This window comes from Thioalkalivibrio sp. ALR17-21 (assembly GCF_000420185.1).
Lineage (GTDB): Bacteria > Pseudomonadota > Gammaproteobacteria > Ectothiorhodospirales > Ectothiorhodospiraceae > Thioalkalivibrio > Thioalkalivibrio halophilus.
Genome location: NZ_ATUL01000014.1, coordinates 1 through 18,797, shown reverse-complemented (window position 1 = coordinate 18,797; position 18,797 = coordinate 1). Strand labels below are relative to the sequence as shown.

17 protein-coding genes are annotated in these 18,797 nt (G+C 69.0%); 13 read left to right on the top strand and 4 right to left on the bottom strand.

What is annotated here, in order from left to right:
- Positions 1-6: 6 nt before the first annotated feature.
- The 8 genes from G020_RS0108720 to G020_RS0108685 are packed head-to-tail and all read left to right on the top strand — an operon-like array spanning position 7 to position 7,303.
- Positions 7-555 carry a Na+/H+ antiporter subunit E gene (locus tag G020_RS0108720; protein WP_024329339.1) on the top strand — a complete coding sequence of 183 codons (549 nt, stop codon included), beginning with the start codon at positions 7-9 and terminating at the stop codon, positions 553-555.
- Positions 552-896: a monovalent cation/H+ antiporter complex subunit F gene (locus tag G020_RS0108715; protein ID WP_024329338.1), complete on the top strand. Its 345-nt coding sequence runs from the start codon at positions 552-554 to the stop codon at positions 894-896. Before G020_RS0108720 ends, G020_RS0108715 begins: the two co-directional genes overlap by 4 nt.
- Positions 886-1,182 (top strand): monovalent cation/H(+) antiporter subunit G, encoded by a 297-nt coding sequence (gene mnhG, locus G020_RS0108710; protein ID WP_019569896.1) that lies wholly within the window; start codon positions 886-888, stop codon positions 1,180-1,182. The genes G020_RS0108715 and mnhG overlap by 11 nt, the downstream gene beginning before the upstream one ends.
- Positions 1,179-2,219, top strand: coding sequence for a hydrogenase subunit MbhD domain-containing protein (locus G020_RS0108705; RefSeq protein WP_024329337.1), 1,041 nt, complete (start codon positions 1,179-1,181; stop codon positions 2,217-2,219). The genes mnhG and G020_RS0108705 overlap by 4 nt, the downstream gene beginning before the upstream one ends.
- Positions 2,216-2,563, top strand: a complete 348-nt coding sequence (locus G020_RS0108700) for an NADH-quinone oxidoreductase subunit K (RefSeq protein WP_024329336.1) — start codon at positions 2,216-2,218, stop codon at positions 2,561-2,563. Before G020_RS0108705 ends, G020_RS0108700 begins: the two co-directional genes overlap by 4 nt.
- Entirely contained in the window at positions 2,560-4,056 is a 1,497-nt protein-coding gene (locus G020_RS0108695; protein ID WP_024329335.1) for a complex I subunit 5 family protein, read from the top strand. Before G020_RS0108700 ends, G020_RS0108695 begins: the two co-directional genes overlap by 4 nt.
- Positions 4,053-5,591, top strand: coding sequence for a complex I subunit 5 family protein (locus G020_RS0108690; protein WP_024329334.1), 1,539 nt, complete (start codon positions 4,053-4,055; stop codon positions 5,589-5,591). The genes G020_RS0108695 and G020_RS0108690 overlap by 4 nt, the downstream gene beginning before the upstream one ends.
- Entirely contained in the window at positions 5,588-7,303 is a 1,716-nt protein-coding gene (locus G020_RS0108685; protein ID WP_024329333.1) for a complex I subunit 5 family protein, read from the top strand. The genes G020_RS0108690 and G020_RS0108685 overlap by 4 nt, the downstream gene beginning before the upstream one ends.
- A gap of 27 nt (positions 7,304-7,330) precedes the next feature.
- Here the strand turns inward: G020_RS0108685 and G020_RS0108680 are convergent, their stop codons facing one another.
- Entirely contained in the window at positions 7,331-8,230 is a 900-nt protein-coding gene (locus G020_RS0108680) for an alpha/beta fold hydrolase (RefSeq protein WP_024329332.1), read from the bottom strand.
- Positions 8,231-8,497: 267 nt separating this feature from the next.
- Between G020_RS0108680 and G020_RS0108675 the strand changes: the two genes are divergently transcribed.
- The 4 genes from G020_RS0108675 (at position 8,498) to G020_RS0108660 (ending at position 15,268) form a co-directional block, all read left to right on the top strand.
- Positions 8,498-10,756, top strand: coding sequence for a glycosyltransferase (locus G020_RS0108675; RefSeq protein ID WP_018945566.1), 2,259 nt, complete (start codon positions 8,498-8,500; stop codon positions 10,754-10,756).
- Entirely contained in the window at positions 10,717-11,445 is a 729-nt protein-coding gene (bcsS, locus tag G020_RS0108670; protein WP_024329331.1) for a cellulose biosynthesis protein BcsS, read from the top strand. The genes G020_RS0108675 and bcsS overlap by 40 nt, the downstream gene beginning before the upstream one ends.
- Before the next feature lie 87 nt (positions 11,446-11,532).
- The gene (locus G020_RS0108665) at positions 11,533-14,298 is read left to right on the top strand and encodes a cation-transporting P-type ATPase (protein ID WP_024329330.1); all 2,766 of its coding nucleotides are present in this window, start codon (positions 11,533-11,535) and stop codon (positions 14,296-14,298) included.
- A 25-nt stretch (positions 14,299-14,323) separates the two neighbouring features.
- Positions 14,324-15,268, top strand: a complete 945-nt coding sequence (locus G020_RS0108660; RefSeq protein WP_024329329.1) for an isoaspartyl peptidase/L-asparaginase family protein — start codon at positions 14,324-14,326, stop codon at positions 15,266-15,268.
- Positions 15,269-15,330: 62 nt separating this feature from the next.
- On the opposite strand, the gene crcB is transcribed toward G020_RS0108660, so the two are convergent.
- Positions 15,331-15,753, bottom strand: coding sequence for a fluoride efflux transporter CrcB (gene crcB / locus G020_RS0108655; RefSeq protein ID WP_024329328.1), 423 nt, complete (start codon positions 15,751-15,753; stop codon positions 15,331-15,333).
- A complete protein-coding gene (locus tag G020_RS0108650) occupies positions 15,750-16,172 on the bottom strand; it encodes a CrcB family protein (RefSeq protein WP_024329327.1) in 423 nt (140 codons plus the stop codon). The genes crcB and G020_RS0108650 overlap by 4 nt, the downstream gene beginning before the upstream one ends.
- A 110-nt stretch (positions 16,173-16,282) precedes the next feature.
- Here G020_RS0108650 and ettA point away from each other — a divergent pair, with 110 nt between their 5' ends.
- Positions 16,283-17,950 (top strand): energy-dependent translational throttle protein EttA, encoded by a 1,668-nt coding sequence (gene ettA, locus G020_RS0108645; RefSeq protein ID WP_024329326.1) that lies wholly within the window; start codon positions 16,283-16,285, stop codon positions 17,948-17,950.
- Positions 17,951-17,995: 45 nt separating this feature from the next.
- On the opposite strand, the gene G020_RS0108640 is transcribed toward ettA, so the two are convergent.
- Positions 17,996-18,583, bottom strand: coding sequence for a hypothetical protein (locus tag G020_RS0108640; protein ID WP_018947957.1), 588 nt, complete (start codon positions 18,581-18,583; stop codon positions 17,996-17,998).
- Between the last annotated feature and the right edge of the window lie 214 nt (positions 18,584-18,797).

The following is an 18,797-nucleotide window of genomic DNA, read 5'->3' as shown; positions in this document are numbered from 1 at the left end:
GACGGCGTGAACGACACGCGCCAGTCCAGTTCGAACCCGCCCGTACGGCGCGCCCGCCGGCCCGGGTGGCTGCGTGCGCTGCTGGCGATGCTTGCCGCGGCCGCGCTGTGGGCGGTGCTGGCCGGGGGCACGGCGCTGGCGCATCCGTTCGCCTGGCTGGCCATCGCCCTGACCGGGGGTGCCGTGCTCGCGCTGCCCGCGGGGCGCGCCCTGCGCCTGAACCCGACCGCCCTGCCCGGCCTGCTCGGGTTCTTCCTGCGCACTTCCGTGCTCGGCGGGATCGATGTGGCCTGGCGGGCCGTGCATCCGCGCCTGCCGCTGGCCCCCGCGTTCGAGCCATATTATGTGCGCCTGCCGCACGGACCGCCGTTGACCCTGTTCATGTCCATGCTCAGCCTGCTGCCGGGCACCCTGGCGGTCCGCCTGGAGGGCCGCCGCATGACCCTGCACGTGCTGGACGGCCGCAGCGACAATGCAGCCACGCTGATGGAACTCGAGCGGCGCATCGCACGGCTCTACGGGCTCGACTCTGACCCTCCGGGGAGCGCCCGATGAACCTGCTGCTGGTCACCGCCGCCGGGTTCCTGCTGCTGACCATCCTGTTCGGGCTGATCCGCGTGCTGCGTGGCCCGGGCTCAGGTGATCGGATGCTCACTGCCCAGCTGTTCGGCACCTCGGGGGTCGGCATCCTGCTGCTGCTCGGCTTTGCCCTGGACCAGCCGGCGCTGGTGGACGTGGCGCTGGTGTTCGCGCTGCTGGCGGTGGTGGCGGCCGTCGCGTTCGTGCGCCAGCACGGGCTGCCGGAGCCGGCGGGCACGCCGATGCACGAAAACCCGGTAGAAGAAGACCCGCACGACCCGGGGCATAACCCGACGGAGAAGACGCATGATCGCTGATCTGCTGACCGCCGTGCTGGTCCTCGCGGGGCTCGTGTTCTTCGCCGCCGGCACCCTGGGGCTGCTGCGCTTTCCCGATGTCTATACCCGCCTGCATGCGCTCACCAAGGCCGACAACCTCGGCCTGGGCCTGGTGGTGCTGGGGCTGATGCTGCAGGCCGACGGGCCGGCAATGATCCTCAAGCTGGTGCTGATCTGGGTGCTGGTGCTGGCCGCCGGGGCCACCGCGGCGCACATGGTCGCCCAGCGCACCTGGACCCACGGCGAGTTCGAGCGGCGCGAATGAACGCAGCGCTGCTGGCCTTCGACGTCGTCCTGCTGGCCGGCCTTCTGGGGGTGGCCTGGCGCTGTCTGGCCAGCACCGACCTGTTCCGCGCGGTGGTGCTGTTCATCACCTTCGGCCTGCTGCTGGCGATCGCCTGGGTCCGGCTCGAGGCCCCGGACATCGCGCTGGCCGAAGCGGCCATCGGGGCCGGCATCACCGGGGCGCTGCTGCTGGTCACGCTGGAACGCCTGAAGCACATCATGAACCCGCACCGCGGGGACGCGGGCCCGAGCCCGCCCCCGGATCCGGTGGCGCCCGACACGGACAACGCGGATGCGGAGACCCGCGACGCCCGCGACCCGGGTGCCGGCAATGTCGCGCTGAGCTGTGCCCCGACCCCGGCACGCGGACGCTGGAGCGCGGTCGCGGTGAGTGGCGGACTGGCCCTGCTGCTGATGGCAACGCTGGCCACGCAGGACCACGGCCCCGGACTGCAGCCCGCGGTGGCCGATCGCATGGACGTGTCCGGGGTGGACCACGGCATCACCGCGGTGCTGCTGAACTTCCGCGCCTGGGACACCCTGCTGGAACTGGCCATGGTCCTGCTGGCCGGACTGGGCGCCTGGTCGCTGGGGCGCCATGACGCGCTGCCCGCGCGCCCGGCGCCGGGTCCGGTCCTGCCGGGGGCGGTACGCCTGCTGCTGCCGGTGGCCATCGTCACGGGGGTATATCTGCTGTGGGCCGGGAGCCATGCCCCGGGCGGCGCCTTTCAGGCCGGCGCGGTGCTGGGCGCAGCGGGGATACTGATGAGCCTCGCGCGTCCGCACTCGCTGCCCGACCCGGACCCGCGGCTGCTGCGCATCGGCGTGACGGCCGGGGCGCTGCTGTTCCTCGCCCTCGGCTTGTGGGGGCTGTTCGCCGGTCCTGCGCTGCTGACCTGGCCGCGCGATCTGGCCTACCCCCTGATCCTGATCATCGAGACCGGCGCGACATTATCCATCGCGCTGACCCTGGTCGCCCTGTTCATCGGCGGACGCTCGCCGCGGGAGGATACATGATCGAATCCCTGGATCCCGGCACGCTGTACCCCTTCGGCGGCGCCGCGCTGTTCTCGCTGGGCCTGCACGGACTGATCCGCCGGCGTCACCTGATCCTGCGCATCCTGGCAGTGAACATAATGGGCTCCGGGGTGTTCATGGTGTTCCTGGGCATCGCCGCGCGTAGCGATGCCCCGCCGGATCCGGTGGCCCAGGCGCTGACGCTCACCGGGATCGTGGTGGCGGTGAGCGCGACCGCGTTCGCCCTCGCGCTGACGGTGCATCTGGCACGCCTGACCGGCCATGCAGTGCTGCTGCCCGGGCCGCTGAGAACCCACCGCGGCAATCGCCCCGAAGACCCGTGAGCGCCACCATCCCCGAGTCCCTGGTGTTCGCGACCGGGGCCCTGGCCGCGGTGTCCCTGGGGCTGCCGCTGCTGGCTTCCGCCTGGCCGTGGCAGGCCCGGCGCATCGGCCTGCTGGGCCTGTCGCTGTCGATCCTCGGGCTACTGGCGACCATCGGGCTGTTCCTCGATGCCGCGCCGGGGATGGACGCACCCGCGGTGCGGGTGGGGCTGGGTGGCTGGGAGGCACCGCTGGGAGTCACCCTGCATCTCGACGGCCTGACACTGGCGATGCTGCTGCTCAATGCGCTGGTGGCGCTGGCGGGCAGCCTGTACGCCCGCGGCTATATCCGCGGGAGCGCCGAACAGCGACAGTTCTGGCCGCTGTGGCTGTGGCTGTGGGGCGGGCTCAACCTGCTGGTGCTATCGGGCGATGCCTTCAACCTGTACATCACCCTGGAGATCGCCAGCCTGTCCGCGGTGGCGCTGGTGGCCCTCACCGGCGATACCGACGCGGTCACCGGCGCGATGCGCTATCTGCTGATCAACCTGCTCGGCTCGCTGTCGTTCCTGCTGGGTGCCGCGCTGCTGTACGGGGAGTTCGGCGTGCTGGACCTGACCCTGCTGGGCGCGCTGGCCGGAGACGGCCCCACCGAACGCATGGCCGCCGCGCTGATGCTGGGCGGACTGCTGATGAAGGCGGCAGTATTCCCGCTGCACGTATGGCTGGCCACCGCGCATGCCAGCGCGCCGGCGCCGGTCAGCGGCATGCTGTCGGGCATGGTGGTGGCGGCGATGTTCTACCTGATCCTGCGGCTGTGGCTGCTGATCTTCGCGCCGCTGGGCACCCCCGCGCTGGCCGTGCTGCTGGGACTGCTGGGCAGCGCGGCCCTCGTCTGGGGCTCGCTCCAGGCGCTGCGCGCGCCCCGGCTCAAGATCGTCGCGGCCTACTCCACGGTGGCGCAGATGGGCTACATCGCGCTGGCCTTCCCCATCCTGATCCTGCAGCCGGCGGCCTGGCCGGTGGTGGTGTTCTTCGCCTTCGCCCACGGCCTGGCCAAGGCCGCGGTGCTGATGGGCGCCGGCACGCTCCAGAAGGCTGCGGGACACGACCGCATGAATGCCCTGGGACCGGTGCTGCGGGCGCGCGGACGCACGGTGTTCGCCCTGGGCCTGGGCGGCATCTCGCTCATGGGACTGCCACTGACCGGCGGCTTTCTGGCCAAATATCTGCTGCTGGAGGCGGGGATGCACGGCGCAGCGGATGCCCCGCCGGTCATGCAGGCCTGGACGTCGCTGTGGGTGATCATGGTCGCGCTGGGTTCCCTGCTGGCCACTGCGTACATCCTGCGCATGGTGGCACCGGCTTTCGCCCGCGGTGAGCGTGATCCCGGCGTCCCGGTCTCCGCCGGCATGGAATGGATGCCACTGGCACTGGCCGCGGGCGCGGCGGCCATGGGCCTGGCCGGGGCACCGCTGATGCACCTGCTGGAGCACACGGCGGGGGTGTCATGAACGTCGACGGCGGCCTGCTCCTGCTCGCGATCCTCGCCAGCTCGCTGGTACCGGGACTGCTGATCTTCTTCCTGCCGGAAGAACGCCACGGGCTGCGCACCCTGCTGAACCTGAGCGCGGCGGGGATCAAGCTCGTACTGGTGGGGATGCTGCTCCTCGGGGTGCAGCGGGGCGAGACCTTCGAGTTCGGCCTGACGCTGCTGCCGGGCGTGGACTTCGTGCTCGCCGCCGATGCCCTGTCACTGCTGTTCGCGACCCTGTCCTCGATCCTGTGGTTCGTGACCACTCTGTATGCGATCGGCTATCTGGAGGGGTCGCCGCGGCGCAGCCGCTTCTTCGGGTTTTTCTCGCTGTGCGTGAGCGCGACGGTCGGCATCGCCCTGTCGGGCAACCTGATCACCTTCGTGATCTTCTACGAGATCCTGACCCTGGCCACCTGGCCACTGGTGGTCCACCGCGGCACACCGGAGGCGCTGCGCGCGGGACGGCTGTATCTCGCCTACACCATCACCAGCGGGCTGGTGCTGCTGGTCGCGGTGATCGCGCTGAACCTGCTGGCGGGTTCGCAGCCATTCGAGTCGGGAGGGTACCTCCGGCATCTGTCGCCGGACACGCATGGCCTTCTGCAGGTCATCGGTCTGGCCCTGATTGCCGGCTTTGCGGTGAAGGCCGCGCTGATCCCGCTGCATTCCTGGCTGCCGCGGGCGATGGTCGCGCCGGCCCCGGTCAGCGCCCTGCTGCACGCGGTGGCGGTGGTCAAGGCCGGGGCCTTCGGTCTCGTGCGCACGTTCAACGACGTGTTCGGCCTGGAGCTGGCCGCGACCCTGCATCTGACCGACGTGCTGCTGGTGCTGGCCGCGCTGACTATCCTCTACGGCTCCATCCAGGCCCTGCGTGCCCACGACATCAAGCAGCGCCTGGCCTTCTCCACCGTCAGCCAGGTGTCTTACATCGCCCTGGGCCTGGCACTGGCCGGGCCACTCGGGGTGGTCGGCGGACTGGTGCATCTGGTGCACCAGGGCCTGACCAAGATCACGCTGTTCTTCTGTGCCGGCAACTTCGCCGAAACCCTGGGCATCCACGAGATCCGCGAGATGCGCGGGGTCGGCCGGCGCATGCCGCTGACCATGGCCGCGTTCACGGTCGGCGGGCTGGGCATGATCGGGCTGCCGCCGCTGGCCGGGTTCATCTCCAAGTGGTACCTGGGGCTGGGCGCGCTGGAGGGGGATGCGGTCTGGATCCTCGGCGTGCTGGCGCTGAGCAGCCTCCTCAACGCGGCGTATTTCCTGCCGCCCATCATCGCCGGATGGATGGCCGAACCGGAGGTGACCCGGCCACCAGCGCACAAGACGCGCTTCGAGAGCCACTGGATGTTGCTGTTCCCGACCCTGTTCGTGGCCGTGCTGGCACTGCTGCCGGGCCTGCTGGCCGGGCTGGAGCTGAGCCCGCTGGGCTGGGTGGAACGGATCGTGGAACGCGGCTACGTGCTGGTGCCGGGCGGTGACATGGACAACGGCACGGGGGTGACGCCATGAACGCGTTCATCCTGCTCGGGGTGCCGCTGCTTCCGCTGCTGCTGGCCGCGGCGCTGTCACTGCGGCCGGGACACGCGCCGCTGCGTCTGGTGCCCTGGGCGGCGCTGCCTGCCCTGCTGCTGGCCGCGCTGGGCCCGGAGGGCAAGCAGGCCTCGCTGCCATGGCTGATGACCGGAGTCGAGCTCGGGCTGGACCCGCTCGGCCGGATCTTCCTCGTCCTGACCGCCGGCCTGTGGCTGGCCGCCGGGCTGCACGCGCTGCACGAACGCGCGGACGATCCCGCGCGGCGGCGATTCTTCGTGTTCTTCCTGCTGTCGATGGCGGGCAACCTGGGCCTGATCCTGGCGCAGGACGCGGCCTCGTTCTACCTGTTCTTCTCCCTGATGAGCCTGTCGGCCTGGGGCCTGGTGGTGCACAAGCGCAGCACCGAGGCCTGGATGGCCGCACGGCTGTATCTGGTGCTGTCGGTGTTCGGCGAGGTCGCACTGTTCGCTGGTCTTATGCTCGCCATCCACCAGGCGGGCGGCGAGACCACGCTGGCGGCCATCGCCGTGGCACGGCCCGAGGGCGCGGCGATGGTGCTGCTGGTGCTGGGACTGGGCATCAAGGCCGGCATGCTCGGGGTGCACTTCTGGCTGCCACTGGCCCATCCTGCCGCACCGATACCCGCCAGCGCGGTGCTTTCAGGAGCCATGATCAAGGCCGGGCTGCTGGGCTGGATGCGCCTGCTGCCGCTGGATGCCACGGGCCATGCCGTGCTCGGCGAGGTGCTGGTCGCCCTGGGGCTGGCGGCGGCGTTCCTGGGCGCACTGGCGGGGCTGCTCCAGGCGCGGCCCAAGACCATCCTGGCCTATTCGTCGATCAGCCAGATGGGCCTGATGACCACCGGGGTCGGGCTCGCGCTGCTGCTGCCCGCGATGCGCGAACCGCTGCTGTTCGCCGTGGCTATCTACGCCCTGCATCACGGCCTGGCCAAGGGCTCGCTGTTTCTCGCGGTGGATATCGCCGGCCAGCTCCCACGTTCGCGCTGGCGCCGCTACGCGGTAGTCGGCCTGATCGCCCTGCCGGGCTTCTCGCTCGCCGGGCTGCCGTTCACCAGCGGGGCGCTCGCCAAGAACCTCCTGAAGGCCCCGCTGACCGGGGACGGCACGGGGCTGGTCTACACCCTGCTGACCCTGGCGGCCATCGGGACTACCCTGCTGGTGCTGCGTTTCCTGTGGCGCCTGCGCCAGGATCTGGCACTGGCGGCACGCCCGATTCCAACGGGGCGCTGGCTGCCCTGGGCGCTGCTTGCGGCGATGTCCCTGGTCCTGCCCGCAGTAGCCACACTGACGGCCCTGGCCTCGCCCGCGGTACCGCTACCCGGGCTCGCGGCTGTTTCCCTGTTGTGGCCCATCCTGGCGGGGCTGGTCCTGAGCGCACTGGGGATCGTGGTTCTGCGCGAATGGATGGCCCGTCACGTCCCGGAAGGGGACGTGGCGATCCTGGCGAATGCGCTGATCCATGCAGCGCAGGGCCTGCATGCCCGGGTCAGTCCACTGCGCGAGATCCGCCTGCACCCGCGCCTGCGGGCCCGGTTGCGCCGGGCGCAAAGGATCACCCGGCACGAGCTGGAATGGGCCGAACGACGTATGACCCGCTGGGGACGTCTGGCGTTTCTGTTCGGCCTGTCGTTACTGGGCCTGTACGCGGCCATGGCGTTCACGCCCTGACCCGAACCACCCGGGATGGCGAACGCATCAGCGGCGGACGAATTCCCCGATCAGGTCCGCCGCGTCGTCGGCGAAGAAGTCGCGGAAGAAGTGCCCGGCCCCGGGCACGGTATCCACGCGGATATGGCTGTCGTCCTCCAGCGCCGCCATGCGCTCGGGCAGGTCGGGTACCGTCTCGTCGGCCTCGCCAATGATCACCCGGGTGGGCGTGATGATGCCGTCGAGCACGCTGGGGGTGTCGTGCCGCGATCCCGGCTCGTAATACCCGAGGAATGCCTGCGGCGCGACCTCCAGGGCCTCGCAGTAGAGAAAGCGGTGGTCCTCCAGCATGCCTTCATCGGCTTCGGCCCGTTCGCGCGCAGCCGTCAGGGCCTCGTCCAGCGAGGTGCCCGTCTGTTCGTAGAATTCGGCAGCGTTTGCTTCCGCGTCAAAGGTGGCCGGCGCCAGCAGCGCGAGACCGGCCACGTTGTCCGGCTCGCGTTCGGTCAGATAGCGCGCGATCTGGTTACCGCCACGGGAATGCCCCATCAGGGTCACCGGGCCGTAGCCCTGGTCTTCCAGCCAGCCCTGCCAGGCGGCCAGCTCGTCCAGGTGTTCCTCGGGGCCGTGGGTCACCGGGGCATCGCAGTCGAACATCCCCTCGCGTTCGTCGATCCCGAAGCTCAGGTTCACCGACAGGGTGTTCAGGCCGTGCTGCTCGGCCAGCAGATCCTGCACGGCCGACATCACCTCCATCCGCCCGTGCGCCAGGGTGCCGTGGAGCATCAGCACCACGCCGTCTTCCGGGGCGGCACCGCTGCCTTCGGCGAGATGGCCCACCATGTTGACGCCATCGTGTTCCAGGGTGATGCGTTCGGCTGCCGCAGCGGAAAGGCTGAAGCTGGCAGCGAGGGCCACGGCCGTCAGGGTCAGGGGTGCAATGCGCATGAGGGCATTCTCCAGCGGTGGAATCGGTTCGGGGGCGTTCTCTTGAGAGACCCCGAGGGGGCCGCGAATATTCCTCGGGTTTTCGCCCGCGGGACATTGACGCCGTCGAAAAAACTTACATACTCCAGAAAGGAGTTCCCCCGGGATATTCCCGCGAAATCGGCGCCGATGCAGGGCTGTTGGACATCCGGCGCCGGTTGCGCGAACGACCAGGGTGGTCGTTCGCTGTCAACGATCGCACGCCTTCCGACAGCATCGAGACACATCGTGCATCGAACTCCGGACTTTGAACCGCTGACCTTCCCTCAGCGGGGCCTGATCCTGTTCTACCTGGCGGTTGCCGCCTTTTACCTGGTCTGGCGCTTCACCACCCTGAACCCCGAAGCCCTGGCCTTCTCCTGGCTGGTCTACGGCGCCGAGATCTATGGCGTACTGACCATGGTCATGCACGTGATCATGAACTGGCGCCTGAGCGTGCGCACGCCACCACCCGCGCCGGAAGGGCTCGGGGTGGACGTGTTCGTCCCCACCTACAACGAACCCGAGTCGGTTGTGCGGCGGACGCTGCTGGCCTGCGTGCGCATGGATTATCCCCACGAGACCTGGCTGCTGGACGACGGCAACCGGCCGGCGATGAAGGCCCTGGCCGATCGCCTGGGCTGTCACTACCTGGCGCGCGAGAATGGCGAGGATGCCAAGGCCGGCAACCTGAACAACGCCCTGGCCCACGCGCAGGGCGACTTTGTCGCGATCTTCGACGCTGACCACGCACCGCATCGCCACTTCCTCACCAACACCCTGGGCTACTTCAAAGATCCCGAACTCGCCTTCGTCCAGACTCCGCAGGACTTCTACAACCTGGATTCCTACCAGCACCGGCTGGACCCGGATCGCAAGCAGCTGTGGACCGAACAGTCGCTGTTCTTCCGCGTGATCCTGCGTGGCAAGGACCACTGGAACGCGGCCTTTTTCTGCGGCAGCTGCGCCATCAGCCGGCGCAGCTGTCTGGACGACATCGGCGGTTTCGCCACCGGCACGGTGACCGAGGACCTGCATACCTCCATCCGCCTGCATGAACGTGGCTATCGTTCCGTGTACCACGCGGAACCGCTGGCCTTCGGCATCGCCGCCATCGACCCGGAAGGCTTTCTCAAGCAGCGCCTGCGCTGGGGTCAGGGCGCGATGCAGGTGTGGCGTCGGGAACGGGTACTGACCAACCCGGGCCTGACCTGGATTCAGCGCCTGAACTACTTCGCCAGCATGCTCACCTACTTCGACGGCTGGCAACGGGCGATCTTCTACGCCATACCCGCGGTCGTCCTGGTAACCGGGATCCTGCCGATCAGCGTGTCCGTCACCGAATTCCTGATCATCTTCATCCCGTACATGTTGCTGAGTTTCTGGGCCTTCGAGGAACTGACCCGCGGGTACGGTCGCACCACCATCATCGAGCAGTACAACTTTGCCCGCTTCGCGATCTTCGCCCGCGCCACACTGGGTCTGTTCCGGCGCCATCTCACCTTCCGGGTGACCCACAAGAGCCGTCTCCCGGAACAGGACGGACGGCCGCAACCCCTGCGGGTGCAGTGGTTCCTTCTGGCCTTCAATGCCCTGGCGATCCCGGCCGGCATCGCGCTGTTTTTCCAGTACGAGCATCTGCCGCGGGATGCCCTGATCGCCAACGTGCTGTGGGCGGGGCTGCTGATCGCCATCGCGATCTCGCTGTTCCGCTACACCGCGCGCAATGCAAGCTACCGCCGCGCCGAATACCGCTTTCCCGTGCCGGTGGCCATGAGCGTGACGCTACCCGGAGAGGCGCCACGCCTGCTGACGGTGGACGACCTGTCCCCGACCGGATGCCGCGCCTACGGGGCACTGCCTTCGGGCAGCGATCCCGAATCACCCCTGGAATGCTCCCTGCATCTGCCCGGAGGCCCCCTTCCGATCCGCGCGACCGTCCGCTTTTCGCACAACGAGACGGCGCCCGACGGGGAACACTACAGCCGGATTCACGGACTGCAGTTCGCCGAACTCGAGTCCCCGGTGGAAGAACGTCTGGAAACCTTCCTGCACGGCAACGACCTGCAGTGGCACGTCCGGGGCTACAGCGAACAGTCACGCACCCCCCTGATGCGACTGGCCGAATGCGGCAAGGAACACCCGGACGCCGAGATCTCGCCCGCCGTCGCCTTCGGCCGGCATCTGGCTTCCATCCGCTACTGGAGCGCCTGTGAATGCCGCTTTCCGGTGCAATACGATGACGAGATCTTCTATGGCGTGGTGACCGTGGAAACCCCGGAAGACATCCCGCCTTACCTGCTGGTCAACCGGCCGTTGATCGCGGGGGGCCATGTCGAGATCCATACACGCCCCTACCAGTCGGGAACCCGTGTACTGCACGCCAGCGTCGGCGATTCCCGTCTGCTGGCCACCGCCGATGGCCCCGTCCACCTCTATCGACTTCACCTGCAAAAGGAAGCGACATCATGTCCGCAACCCGCCGACACCATCGCCGCCTCGGCCTGATCCGGGCGGCTGCCCTGAGCGTGCCGCTGCTCGCCCTGGCCGTGCCGGTCCATGCCGACTGGCTGGGTCTGGCCGGGGTCGAGGGCCTGTTCGACGGCGGCTACGCCTATACCACGGCCATCATCCCCAACGACGGCGAACTCGGACACGGCTGGGCCCAGCGCTACCGCGTCGACTATTCGCAGTACGAATACCCCGACAACGACACCACCGTGAAAGGCCGGGCCACCGGGGCCTCGGCGGCACTGGGCTACCAGTTCCCGGTACAGGATGGCTGGCTCAGCACCTACGCCGGGGTGACCTACAACCACACCCGCCTGGATCCCGAGCCGGACTCCAGCAACGTGGTCGGCGGACGGCTGCGCGCCGTGCTCGACATGGACGCCGGCCGCATCATCGACAACCGCTGGATCCTCACCGGCGGGGTCAGCGTCACCCCCGCCGACCGTGCCTACTGGACGCGCGGCCGGGCCATGCGCCGCCTGGGAGACAGCCGCTTCTACCTGGGGCCCGAACTCCTGGTGCACGGCGATCGCGACTACGACGCCGTCCATCACGGACTGGCCCTGCAGATGCGCGAGGTCCGCCCCGGCCTCGACATGATCGTGAAGACAGGGCACAAGCAGATCCGCGACGGCGGCGACTCCGGGGGGTATCTCGGGCTCGAACTGGTCCGCCACTTCCGCTGAACCGGCCGGCCCGGCACGGGTGACATCCCGCCCGCGCCGCGGCAGGATGAGAGCCGGGTCAGATACGGGTCATACAGGGGAAGTGCATTGGAAGACCAGCCGGAGCAGTCGCCCTCGAACTGGCATGCCCGCGAAGCGCGGGACGTCGCCGACGAACTGAAGAGCCACACGGACCACGGGCTGTCGCAGGACCAGGCCGGCGAGCGGCTGCAGGACCACGGTCCCAATCGCCTGCCCGAAGCGGAGCAGGCCGGACCGCTCAAGCGCTTCCTCCTCCAGTTCCACAACGTCCTGATTTATATCCTGATCGCGGCGGCGGTGGGCACTGCGCTGCTGGATCACTGGCTGGACACCTGGGTGATCCTGGGCGTGGTCCTGATCAACGCCATCATCGGTTTCGTGCAGGAGGGCAAGGCGGAAAAGGCGCTGGATGCCATCCGCGACATGCTCTCGCCCCAGGCGGTGGTCCTGCGCGACGGCCAGCGGCGTACCATCCCCGCCGAGGAGCTGGTCCCGGGCGATATCGTGCTGCTGAACGCGGGCGATCGCGTGCCGGCGGATCTGCGCCTGTTCTCCGTGCACAACCTGCGCGTCGACGAGGCCGTGCTGACCGGCGAGTCCCTGCCGGCAGACAAGGAGACCAAGCCCGGCCCGGAAAACTCGGACCTCGGCGATCGCCGCAACATGGCCTTCTCCGGGACGATGGTCGCCTACGGGCAGGGCCGCGGCGTGGTGGTGGCCACCGCCGAACGCACCGAGATCGGGCATATCACCACCATGCTGGGCGAGGTCGAGAAGCTGACCACGCCGCTGCTGGCCCAGATCGCGCAGTTCGGCCGCTGGCTGTCGGTCGGCATCGTGGGTCTGGCGGGGGCCACCTTCGCCTTCGGCTACTGGGTGCGGGACTACGCCCTGGTGGAGACCTTCCTGGCGGCGGTCAGCCTGGCGGTGGCCGCGATCCCCGAAGGCCTGCCGGCGATCATGACCATCACCCTGGCCATCGGCGTGCAGCGCATGGCCATGCGCAACGCCATCATCCGCCGCCTGCCCGCGGTTGAAACCCTCGGGTCGGTCACGACCATCTGCTCCGACAAGACCGGGACCCTCACGCGCAACGAGATGACGGTACGCACCATCGTGACCACCACCAGCGTGACCTCGGTCTCCGGCACCGGATACGCCCCGGACGGGGGGTTCTCGCGCGACGAAGCCGAGATCGACCCGCAGGAGGATGCGGTGCTGTCGCGCGCGATCCATGCCGGGCTCCTGTGCAATGACGCCGAACTGCACCAGCGCGACGGCGAGTGGTTCATGGAGGGAGCGCCCACCGAGGGCGCGCTGGTGACCCTGGCGGCCAAGGCCGGACTGGACCCGGCGTCCCATCGCGCCGAACACCCCCGTGCCGACGTCATCCCCTTCGACTCCGCCTACAAGTACATGGCCAGCCTGCACCATGATCACCATGGCAACGGCTGCATCTTCGTCAAGGGTGCCCCGGAAAGGCTGCTGACCATGTGCGGCAAGGAGCTGGGGCCGGAGGGTGAACGCCCGCTGGATGAACGCGCCTGGCGGGAACGCATCGACGCCATCGCGCGCGGCGGACAGCGCCTGCTGGCGGTGGCGATCCGTTCCACCGACGCCAGCCAGACCGCACTGCAGGACTCGGATCTGGAAGACCAGCGGCTGACCCTGGTGGGGATCTTCGGCATCATTGACCCGCCCCGCGACGAGGCGATCGAGGCGGTGCGCAAGTGCCGTGAAGCCGGCATCCGGGTCAAGATGATCACCGGCGATCACGCGGTGACGGCGAAGGCCATCGCCGCCGAGCTGGGCATCCGTGCCCGTGGCGGCGCGATGGAAGGGCAGCAGATCCAGGCCGCGTCCGACGAGGAACTGCGCCGGCAGGTGCGCGACGTGGACGTGTTCTCGCGCGCCACGCCCGAACACAAGCTGCGCCTGGTCACCGCCATCCAGGCGAACGGACAGGTGGTCGCGATGACCGGCGACGGCGTGAATGACGCCCCCGCGCTCAAGCGCGCCGATGTCGGCGTGGCCATGGGGATCAAGGGCACCGAGGCCTCGCGCGAGGCCTCCGAGATGGTGCTGGCGGACGATAACTTCGCCTCCATCGCCAACGCGGTGGAGGAAGGCCGCACGGTCTACGACAACCTGAAAAAGGCCATCCTGTTCCTGCTGCCCACCAACGGCGGCCAGGCCTTCACCATCGTCGCCGCCATCCTGCTCGGACTGACCCTACCCCTGACCCCGGTGCAGGTGCTGTGGGTCAACATGGTCACCGCCGTGACCCTCGCCCTCGCGCTGGCCTTCGAGCCCACCGAACCGGGGGTCATGCAGCGCCGGCCCCGGCCGCCAGGTACGCCTCTGCTGTCCGGATTCCTGCTGTGGCGGGTGGCCTTCGTCTCCGTGCTGCTGGTCGCCGGTACCTTCGGCCACTTCCTGTGGCTGGAGCACCAGGGCGTCCCCGACGACTTCGCCCGCACGGTGGCGATCAACACCCTGGTCATGGGGCAGCTGTTCTTCCTGTTCAACAGCCGCTACATCCTGGAACCGGTGTTCAACCGCGCCGGGCTGCTGGGCAGCCGCGCGGTGCTGATCGCGGTGGCCGTGCTGATCCTGCTGCAGGGCCTGTTCACCTACGCCCCGCCGCTGCAGTTCCTGTTCGGCACCGCGGCCATCGGCCTCGAGGAATGGCTGCGCATCCTCGCCTTCGGCGTGATCCTGTTCGTGCTGGTCGAGATCGAGAAAACCATCCTGCGCCGCCGCGGGTTCGACCCGCACGGTCAGGGCCGAAGCGGGGCCGAGCCGGGCAATGACCAGGCGGCCCCGGAGTAATCCGCGCCATGCCCCGGGACAACGGATGACATCCGGGGACTTCTCGCTGATGATCCACGGCGGCGCCGGGGAGCTGCGCGAGGCGCAGGACGCAGCGGCTGCCGAGGCGTATCACGCCGCGCTGCACGCAATCCTGGAGGCCGGCCGAGAGCGTCTGGCGCGGGGCGAACGCGCCCTGGATACCGTGGAGTACTGCGCGGCGCGGCTCGAGGACGATGCCCTGTTCAACGCCGGCACCGGCGCCGCCCTGACCCGCGAGGGGTCCGTGGAGCTGGACGCCGCGATCATGGATGGCGCGGCTCTCGCTGCGGGGGCCGTCGCGGCGGTTCGCGGCATCGCCAACCCGGTCCGCCTGGCGCGTGCGATCCTCGAAGACGGGGAACACGTACTGCTGGTCGCGGACGGTGCCGCCGCCTTCGCCCGCGAGATGGGGATGGCGCAGGTGGACGAGGAGTCCCTGATCACCCCGCAGCGGCGGGAACAGCTGGAGCGCGCCCTGCGCCGGGGCCGGGTCACGCTGGATCATGACGAACCCGCGCCCGGGACCATCGGCGCGGTTGCGCGCGATCGCTACGGCCATCTGGCCGCGGCCACCTCCACCGGCGGGATGACCGGCCAGCGCTCGGGCCGGGTCGGCGACTCGCCCATCCCCGGCGCGGGCGTGTACGCGGACGATGCCACCGCCGCCATCTCCGCCACCGGGCACGGCGAGGATTTCCTGCGCAGCGTCTTCGCCAGGGACCTGGCCGACCGCATCCGCTACCTCGGTCTGGACGCCCGCGAGGCCCTGAGCACAAGCCTGCAGCACCTGGACGAACGGATCGGCGGCTACGGCGGGGCCATTGCGATCGACCATGCAGGGCGCTGCGCGGCCGGCACCACCACCCCGCGCATGCTCCACGGCTGGATCGAACACGGAGGCCCGACCCGGACCGGCATCGAGCCCCCGCCCCTTCCGCCTGCCCGTTGACCGGGCCACGCCGCGGGCCCCGGAACGGGGTTGGCCGCCGAACGGGCCTCACCCACCGGAGCTCAGCGTTCCCGCCGTTCCGCGGCCGCGTTCCAGCGCCGCCCCATGCGGCTGCCCAGCCAGACCCCCGCGATCCACAGCACCAGCGACACGGCCACGTACAGCGCGGCACGCCACGGATCGCCCGACTGCATCAGCCACAGGCTTTCCAGACTGAACACCGAGAAGGTGGTGAACCCGCCACAGAACCCGGCCAGCACGAACTGCCGGGTCACCGGGTCGGCCGGGCGACAGCCCTCCGGCGCACTGATCACCGCATACAGCCCGATCAGCCAGGACCCGGCGATGTTCACCGCGAGCGTATCCCAGGGAAACCCGGTGCCCACCAGGTGCAGCCCGGTCCACGACAGGCCGTAACGCGCCATGCTGCCCAGCGCGGCCCCCAGCGCGACGAACGCGGACAGCCGGACGTCATACCCCGTCATGCCGCCCCGCCCGCCGCGCGAGCCAGACCATAACCCAGGGAAACCAGCGTCAGCCCGCCGGCCAGCGTCAGCAGGATGTAGAGCGCCGCCGGGCGCAGGCCGTCACGCTCCGCCACGCCCACCACCTGCAGGCTGAACGACGAAACCGTGGTGAAGCTGCCGAGCACGCCCACCACCAGCAACAACCAGAGCCAGGAGGTCAGGGCCGGCCCGGACACCCGGCCCAGCGCCAGGCCGATCAGCAGCGCACCGGAGACGTTCACCGCCAGCGTCCCCCAGGGGAACCGACCGCCGCCGGTACGGTTGTCGACCCACTGCACGAGCCAGAAGCGCGCCAGCCCGCCCAGCGCACCCCCCGCCCCTACCAGCAACAGGCCCTGCCACCACGTGATCATCGGGTCATTTTCGGGGCCGGTCATCGCGCTGTCGAGCCACCGCCCCGCCCGCAGGCCGACCACCAAGCTTCCCGCCGGCCGGAATGGTAAAGTGCACGCCCTGATTACCCCGACAAACGCTTCGCAGGAGCATCATGGCGCAGTACATCTACACGATGAACGGCGTGGGCAAGATCGTCCCGCCGAAGAAGTACATCCTCAAGGACATCAACCTCAACTTCTTCCCCGGCGCCAAGATCGGCGTGCTGGGCTACAACGGGGCCGGCAAGTCCACCCTGCTGCGCATCATGGCCGGCGTGGACACCGAGATCGTCGGCGAGGCGCGGCCGCAGCCGGGCATCGAGATCGGCTACCTGCCGCAGGAACCGCACCTCGATCCGGAAAAGGACGTGCGCGGCAACGTGGAAGACGGGGTTGCCTCGGTAAAGGAGGCCCTGACCGAACTGGACCAGGTGTATGCCGCCTATGCCGAGCCGGATGCCGACTTCGACGCCCTGGCCGCGAAGCAGGCCGAACTGGAAGCGAAGATCGAGGCCGCCGACGGTCACAACCTGGACCGCAAGCTCGAGGTCGCGGCCGACGCCCTGCGCCTGCCGCCGTGGGACGCCGACGTGAACAACCTCTCCGGCGGCGAGCGCCGCCGCGTGGCCCTGTGCCGGCTGCTGCTATCCAGCCCGGACATGCTGATCCTCGACGAGCCGACCAACCACCTGGATGCCGAGTCCGTGGCCTGGCTGGAGCGCTTCCTGCAGGAGTTCCAGGGCACCGTCGTCGCAGTCACCCATGACCGCTACTTCCTCGACAACGTGGCCGGCTGGATCCTCGAGCTCGACCGTGGCCAGGGCATCCCGTTCCAGGGCAACTACTCGCAGTGGCTGGAGCAGAAGGAAAAGCGCCTGAAGCAGGAAGAAAAGGCCGAGGCCGCGCGGCAGAAGGCGATGGAAGCCGAACTCGAGTGGGTACGTTCCAATCCCAAGGGCCGCGGCGCCAAGAGCAAGGCCCGCCTGAAGCGCTTCGAGGAGATCGCCTCCAGCGACTACCAGAAGCGTTCCGAGACCAAGGAAATCTACATCCCGCCGGGCCCGCGTCTGGGCGACAAGGTGCTGGAGGTGGACAACCTGTCCAAGCACTACGGCGATCGCGTGCTCTACCAGGGCCTGTCGTTCAACGTGCCGCGCGGTGCGCTGATCGGCGTGATCGGCCCGAACGGCGTGGGCAAGACCACCCTGTTCCGCATGATTTCGGGCCAGGAACAGCCGGACGACGGCACGGTCGACGTCGGCGAGACCGTCCAGCTGGCCTACGTGGACCAGAACCGCGATGCGCTGGAAGACGAGAAGACCGTGTGGGAAGAGATCTCCGGCGGTCAGGACGTCATCCGGGTCGGCAACTTCGAAATGCCGTCACGCGCCTATTGCGGCCGCTTCAACTTCAAGGGCCAGGACCAGCAGAAGCGCATGAAGGAGCTCTCCGGCGGGGAGCGCAACCGCGTGCACCTCGCCAAGCTGCTGCAGAGCGGCGGCAACTTCCTGCTGCTGGACGAACCCACCAACGACCTCGACGTCGAGACCCTGCGCGCGCTGGAAGAGGCCCTGCTGGACTTCCCCGGCTCCGCCATCGTGATCTCGCACGACCGCTGGTTCCTCGACCGTATCGCCACGCATATCCTCGCATTCGAGGAAGACGGCAACGTGGTGTTCTTCGAAGGCAACTACCAGGAGTACGAGGAAGACCGCCACCAGCGCCTGGGCGCCGCGGCCGACCAGCCGCACCGGGTCAAGTACAAGCGCCTGGCGGACTGACCCTGCCCTCCCCCGAAGGCCCGGCCCCGCCGGGCCTTTTTCGTTTCAGCGCCGGCGGTGCAGCCACCGCACCAGGCGGTGGGTGAGCCACCACATCACGGTGCAGAACAGCACCACGAACGCCAGCCACAGCTCGGGTGCGACCCATTCCTGTGGCTGGCCATGCGGGCCCAGAACCCAGTTGAGATTTCTCCCTTCCTCCGCGACCGCGTAGCTGGCCAGCAGAACGCCCCAGCCAATCGGCAGCCACCACTTCCAGGCCTGCGCGTCGTAACCCAGGCGCCAGACCATCCACAGCAGCGCGAACGGCAACGGCAGGTGATAGAGGGAAAGCAGGCGCACGTGCAGCGGGATGTCGGTGTTGTACATGTAGTGCACGGCACCGATGACCGGATTGCCTAGCAGCAGCAGGCTGAGCACCAGGTCGAGGACCCAGACGAGCTCCGGCAGCAGGACCGCGACCAGCAGCATGGAGGCGAGACGCCGGTTTTCCAGCCAGGCGGCCGCGCAGCCGGCCACCAGCGCGATGGAGGACAGCCAGAGGAAATTCAGCGGCCCGTATTCCTGCAGGTACACCGGTACCAGCACGGCGAGGAAGGCGAGCCAGCTCAGCTTGAACCACAGCGGGATCATCGCGGGTCCGGACTCCGTTCGGCCAGCCCCCATCATGAAGGGTCACGCGGCGCGTGTCGTCGCGGTGGCAATGCACCCTCCTGCGGCCCGGGGGAAGGTGCCGCAGGAGGCCAGCCCCCCTGGCCGATCCGGCGCCGGAGATTGCCCGAACGCACAATCGGCCGGAGGGCCGGCCTCCTACCGGGGGCAGGGTTCGACCCGCAGGAGGCCAGCC

Excerpts from the sequence above, each read along its gene's own strand:
- mnhG (WP_019569896.1), top strand. The coding sequence starts at position 886 with ATGATCGCTGATCTGCTGACCGCCGTGCTGGTCCTCGCGGGGCTCGTG.
- G020_RS0108700 (WP_024329336.1), top strand. The coding sequence starts at position 2,216 with ATGATCGAATCCCTGGATCCCGGCACGCTGTACCCCTTCGGCGGCGCC.
- G020_RS0108690 (WP_024329334.1), top strand. The coding sequence starts at position 4,053 with ATGAACGTCGACGGCGGCCTGCTCCTGCTCGCGATCCTCGCCAGCTCG.
- G020_RS0108640 (WP_018947957.1), bottom strand. The coding sequence starts at position 18,583 with ATGATCCCGCTGTGGTTCAAGCTGAGCTGGCTCGCCTTCCTCGCCGTG.
- crcB (WP_024329328.1), bottom strand. The coding sequence starts at position 15,753 with ATGACGGGGTATGACGTCCGGCTGTCCGCGTTCGTCGCGCTGGGGGCC.
- G020_RS0108680 (WP_024329332.1), bottom strand. The coding sequence starts at position 8,230 with ATGCGCATTGCACCCCTGACCCTGACGGCCGTGGCCCTCGCTGCCAGC.
- G020_RS0108650 (WP_024329327.1), bottom strand. The coding sequence starts at position 16,172 with ATGACCGGCCCCGAAAATGACCCGATGATCACGTGGTGGCAGGGCCTG.
- G020_RS0108715 (WP_024329338.1), top strand. The coding sequence starts at position 552 with ATGAACCTGCTGCTGGTCACCGCCGCCGGGTTCCTGCTGCTGACCATC.
- G020_RS0108660 (WP_024329329.1), top strand. The coding sequence starts at position 14,324 with ATGACATCCGGGGACTTCTCGCTGATGATCCACGGCGGCGCCGGGGAG.
- ettA (WP_024329326.1), top strand. The coding sequence starts at position 16,283 with ATGGCGCAGTACATCTACACGATGAACGGCGTGGGCAAGATCGTCCCG.
- G020_RS0108705 (WP_024329337.1), top strand. The coding sequence starts at position 1,179 with ATGAACGCAGCGCTGCTGGCCTTCGACGTCGTCCTGCTGGCCGGCCTT.
- G020_RS0108685 (WP_024329333.1), top strand. The coding sequence starts at position 5,588 with ATGAACGCGTTCATCCTGCTCGGGGTGCCGCTGCTTCCGCTGCTGCTG.
- bcsS (WP_024329331.1), top strand. The coding sequence starts at position 10,717 with ATGTCCGCAACCCGCCGACACCATCGCCGCCTCGGCCTGATCCGGGCG.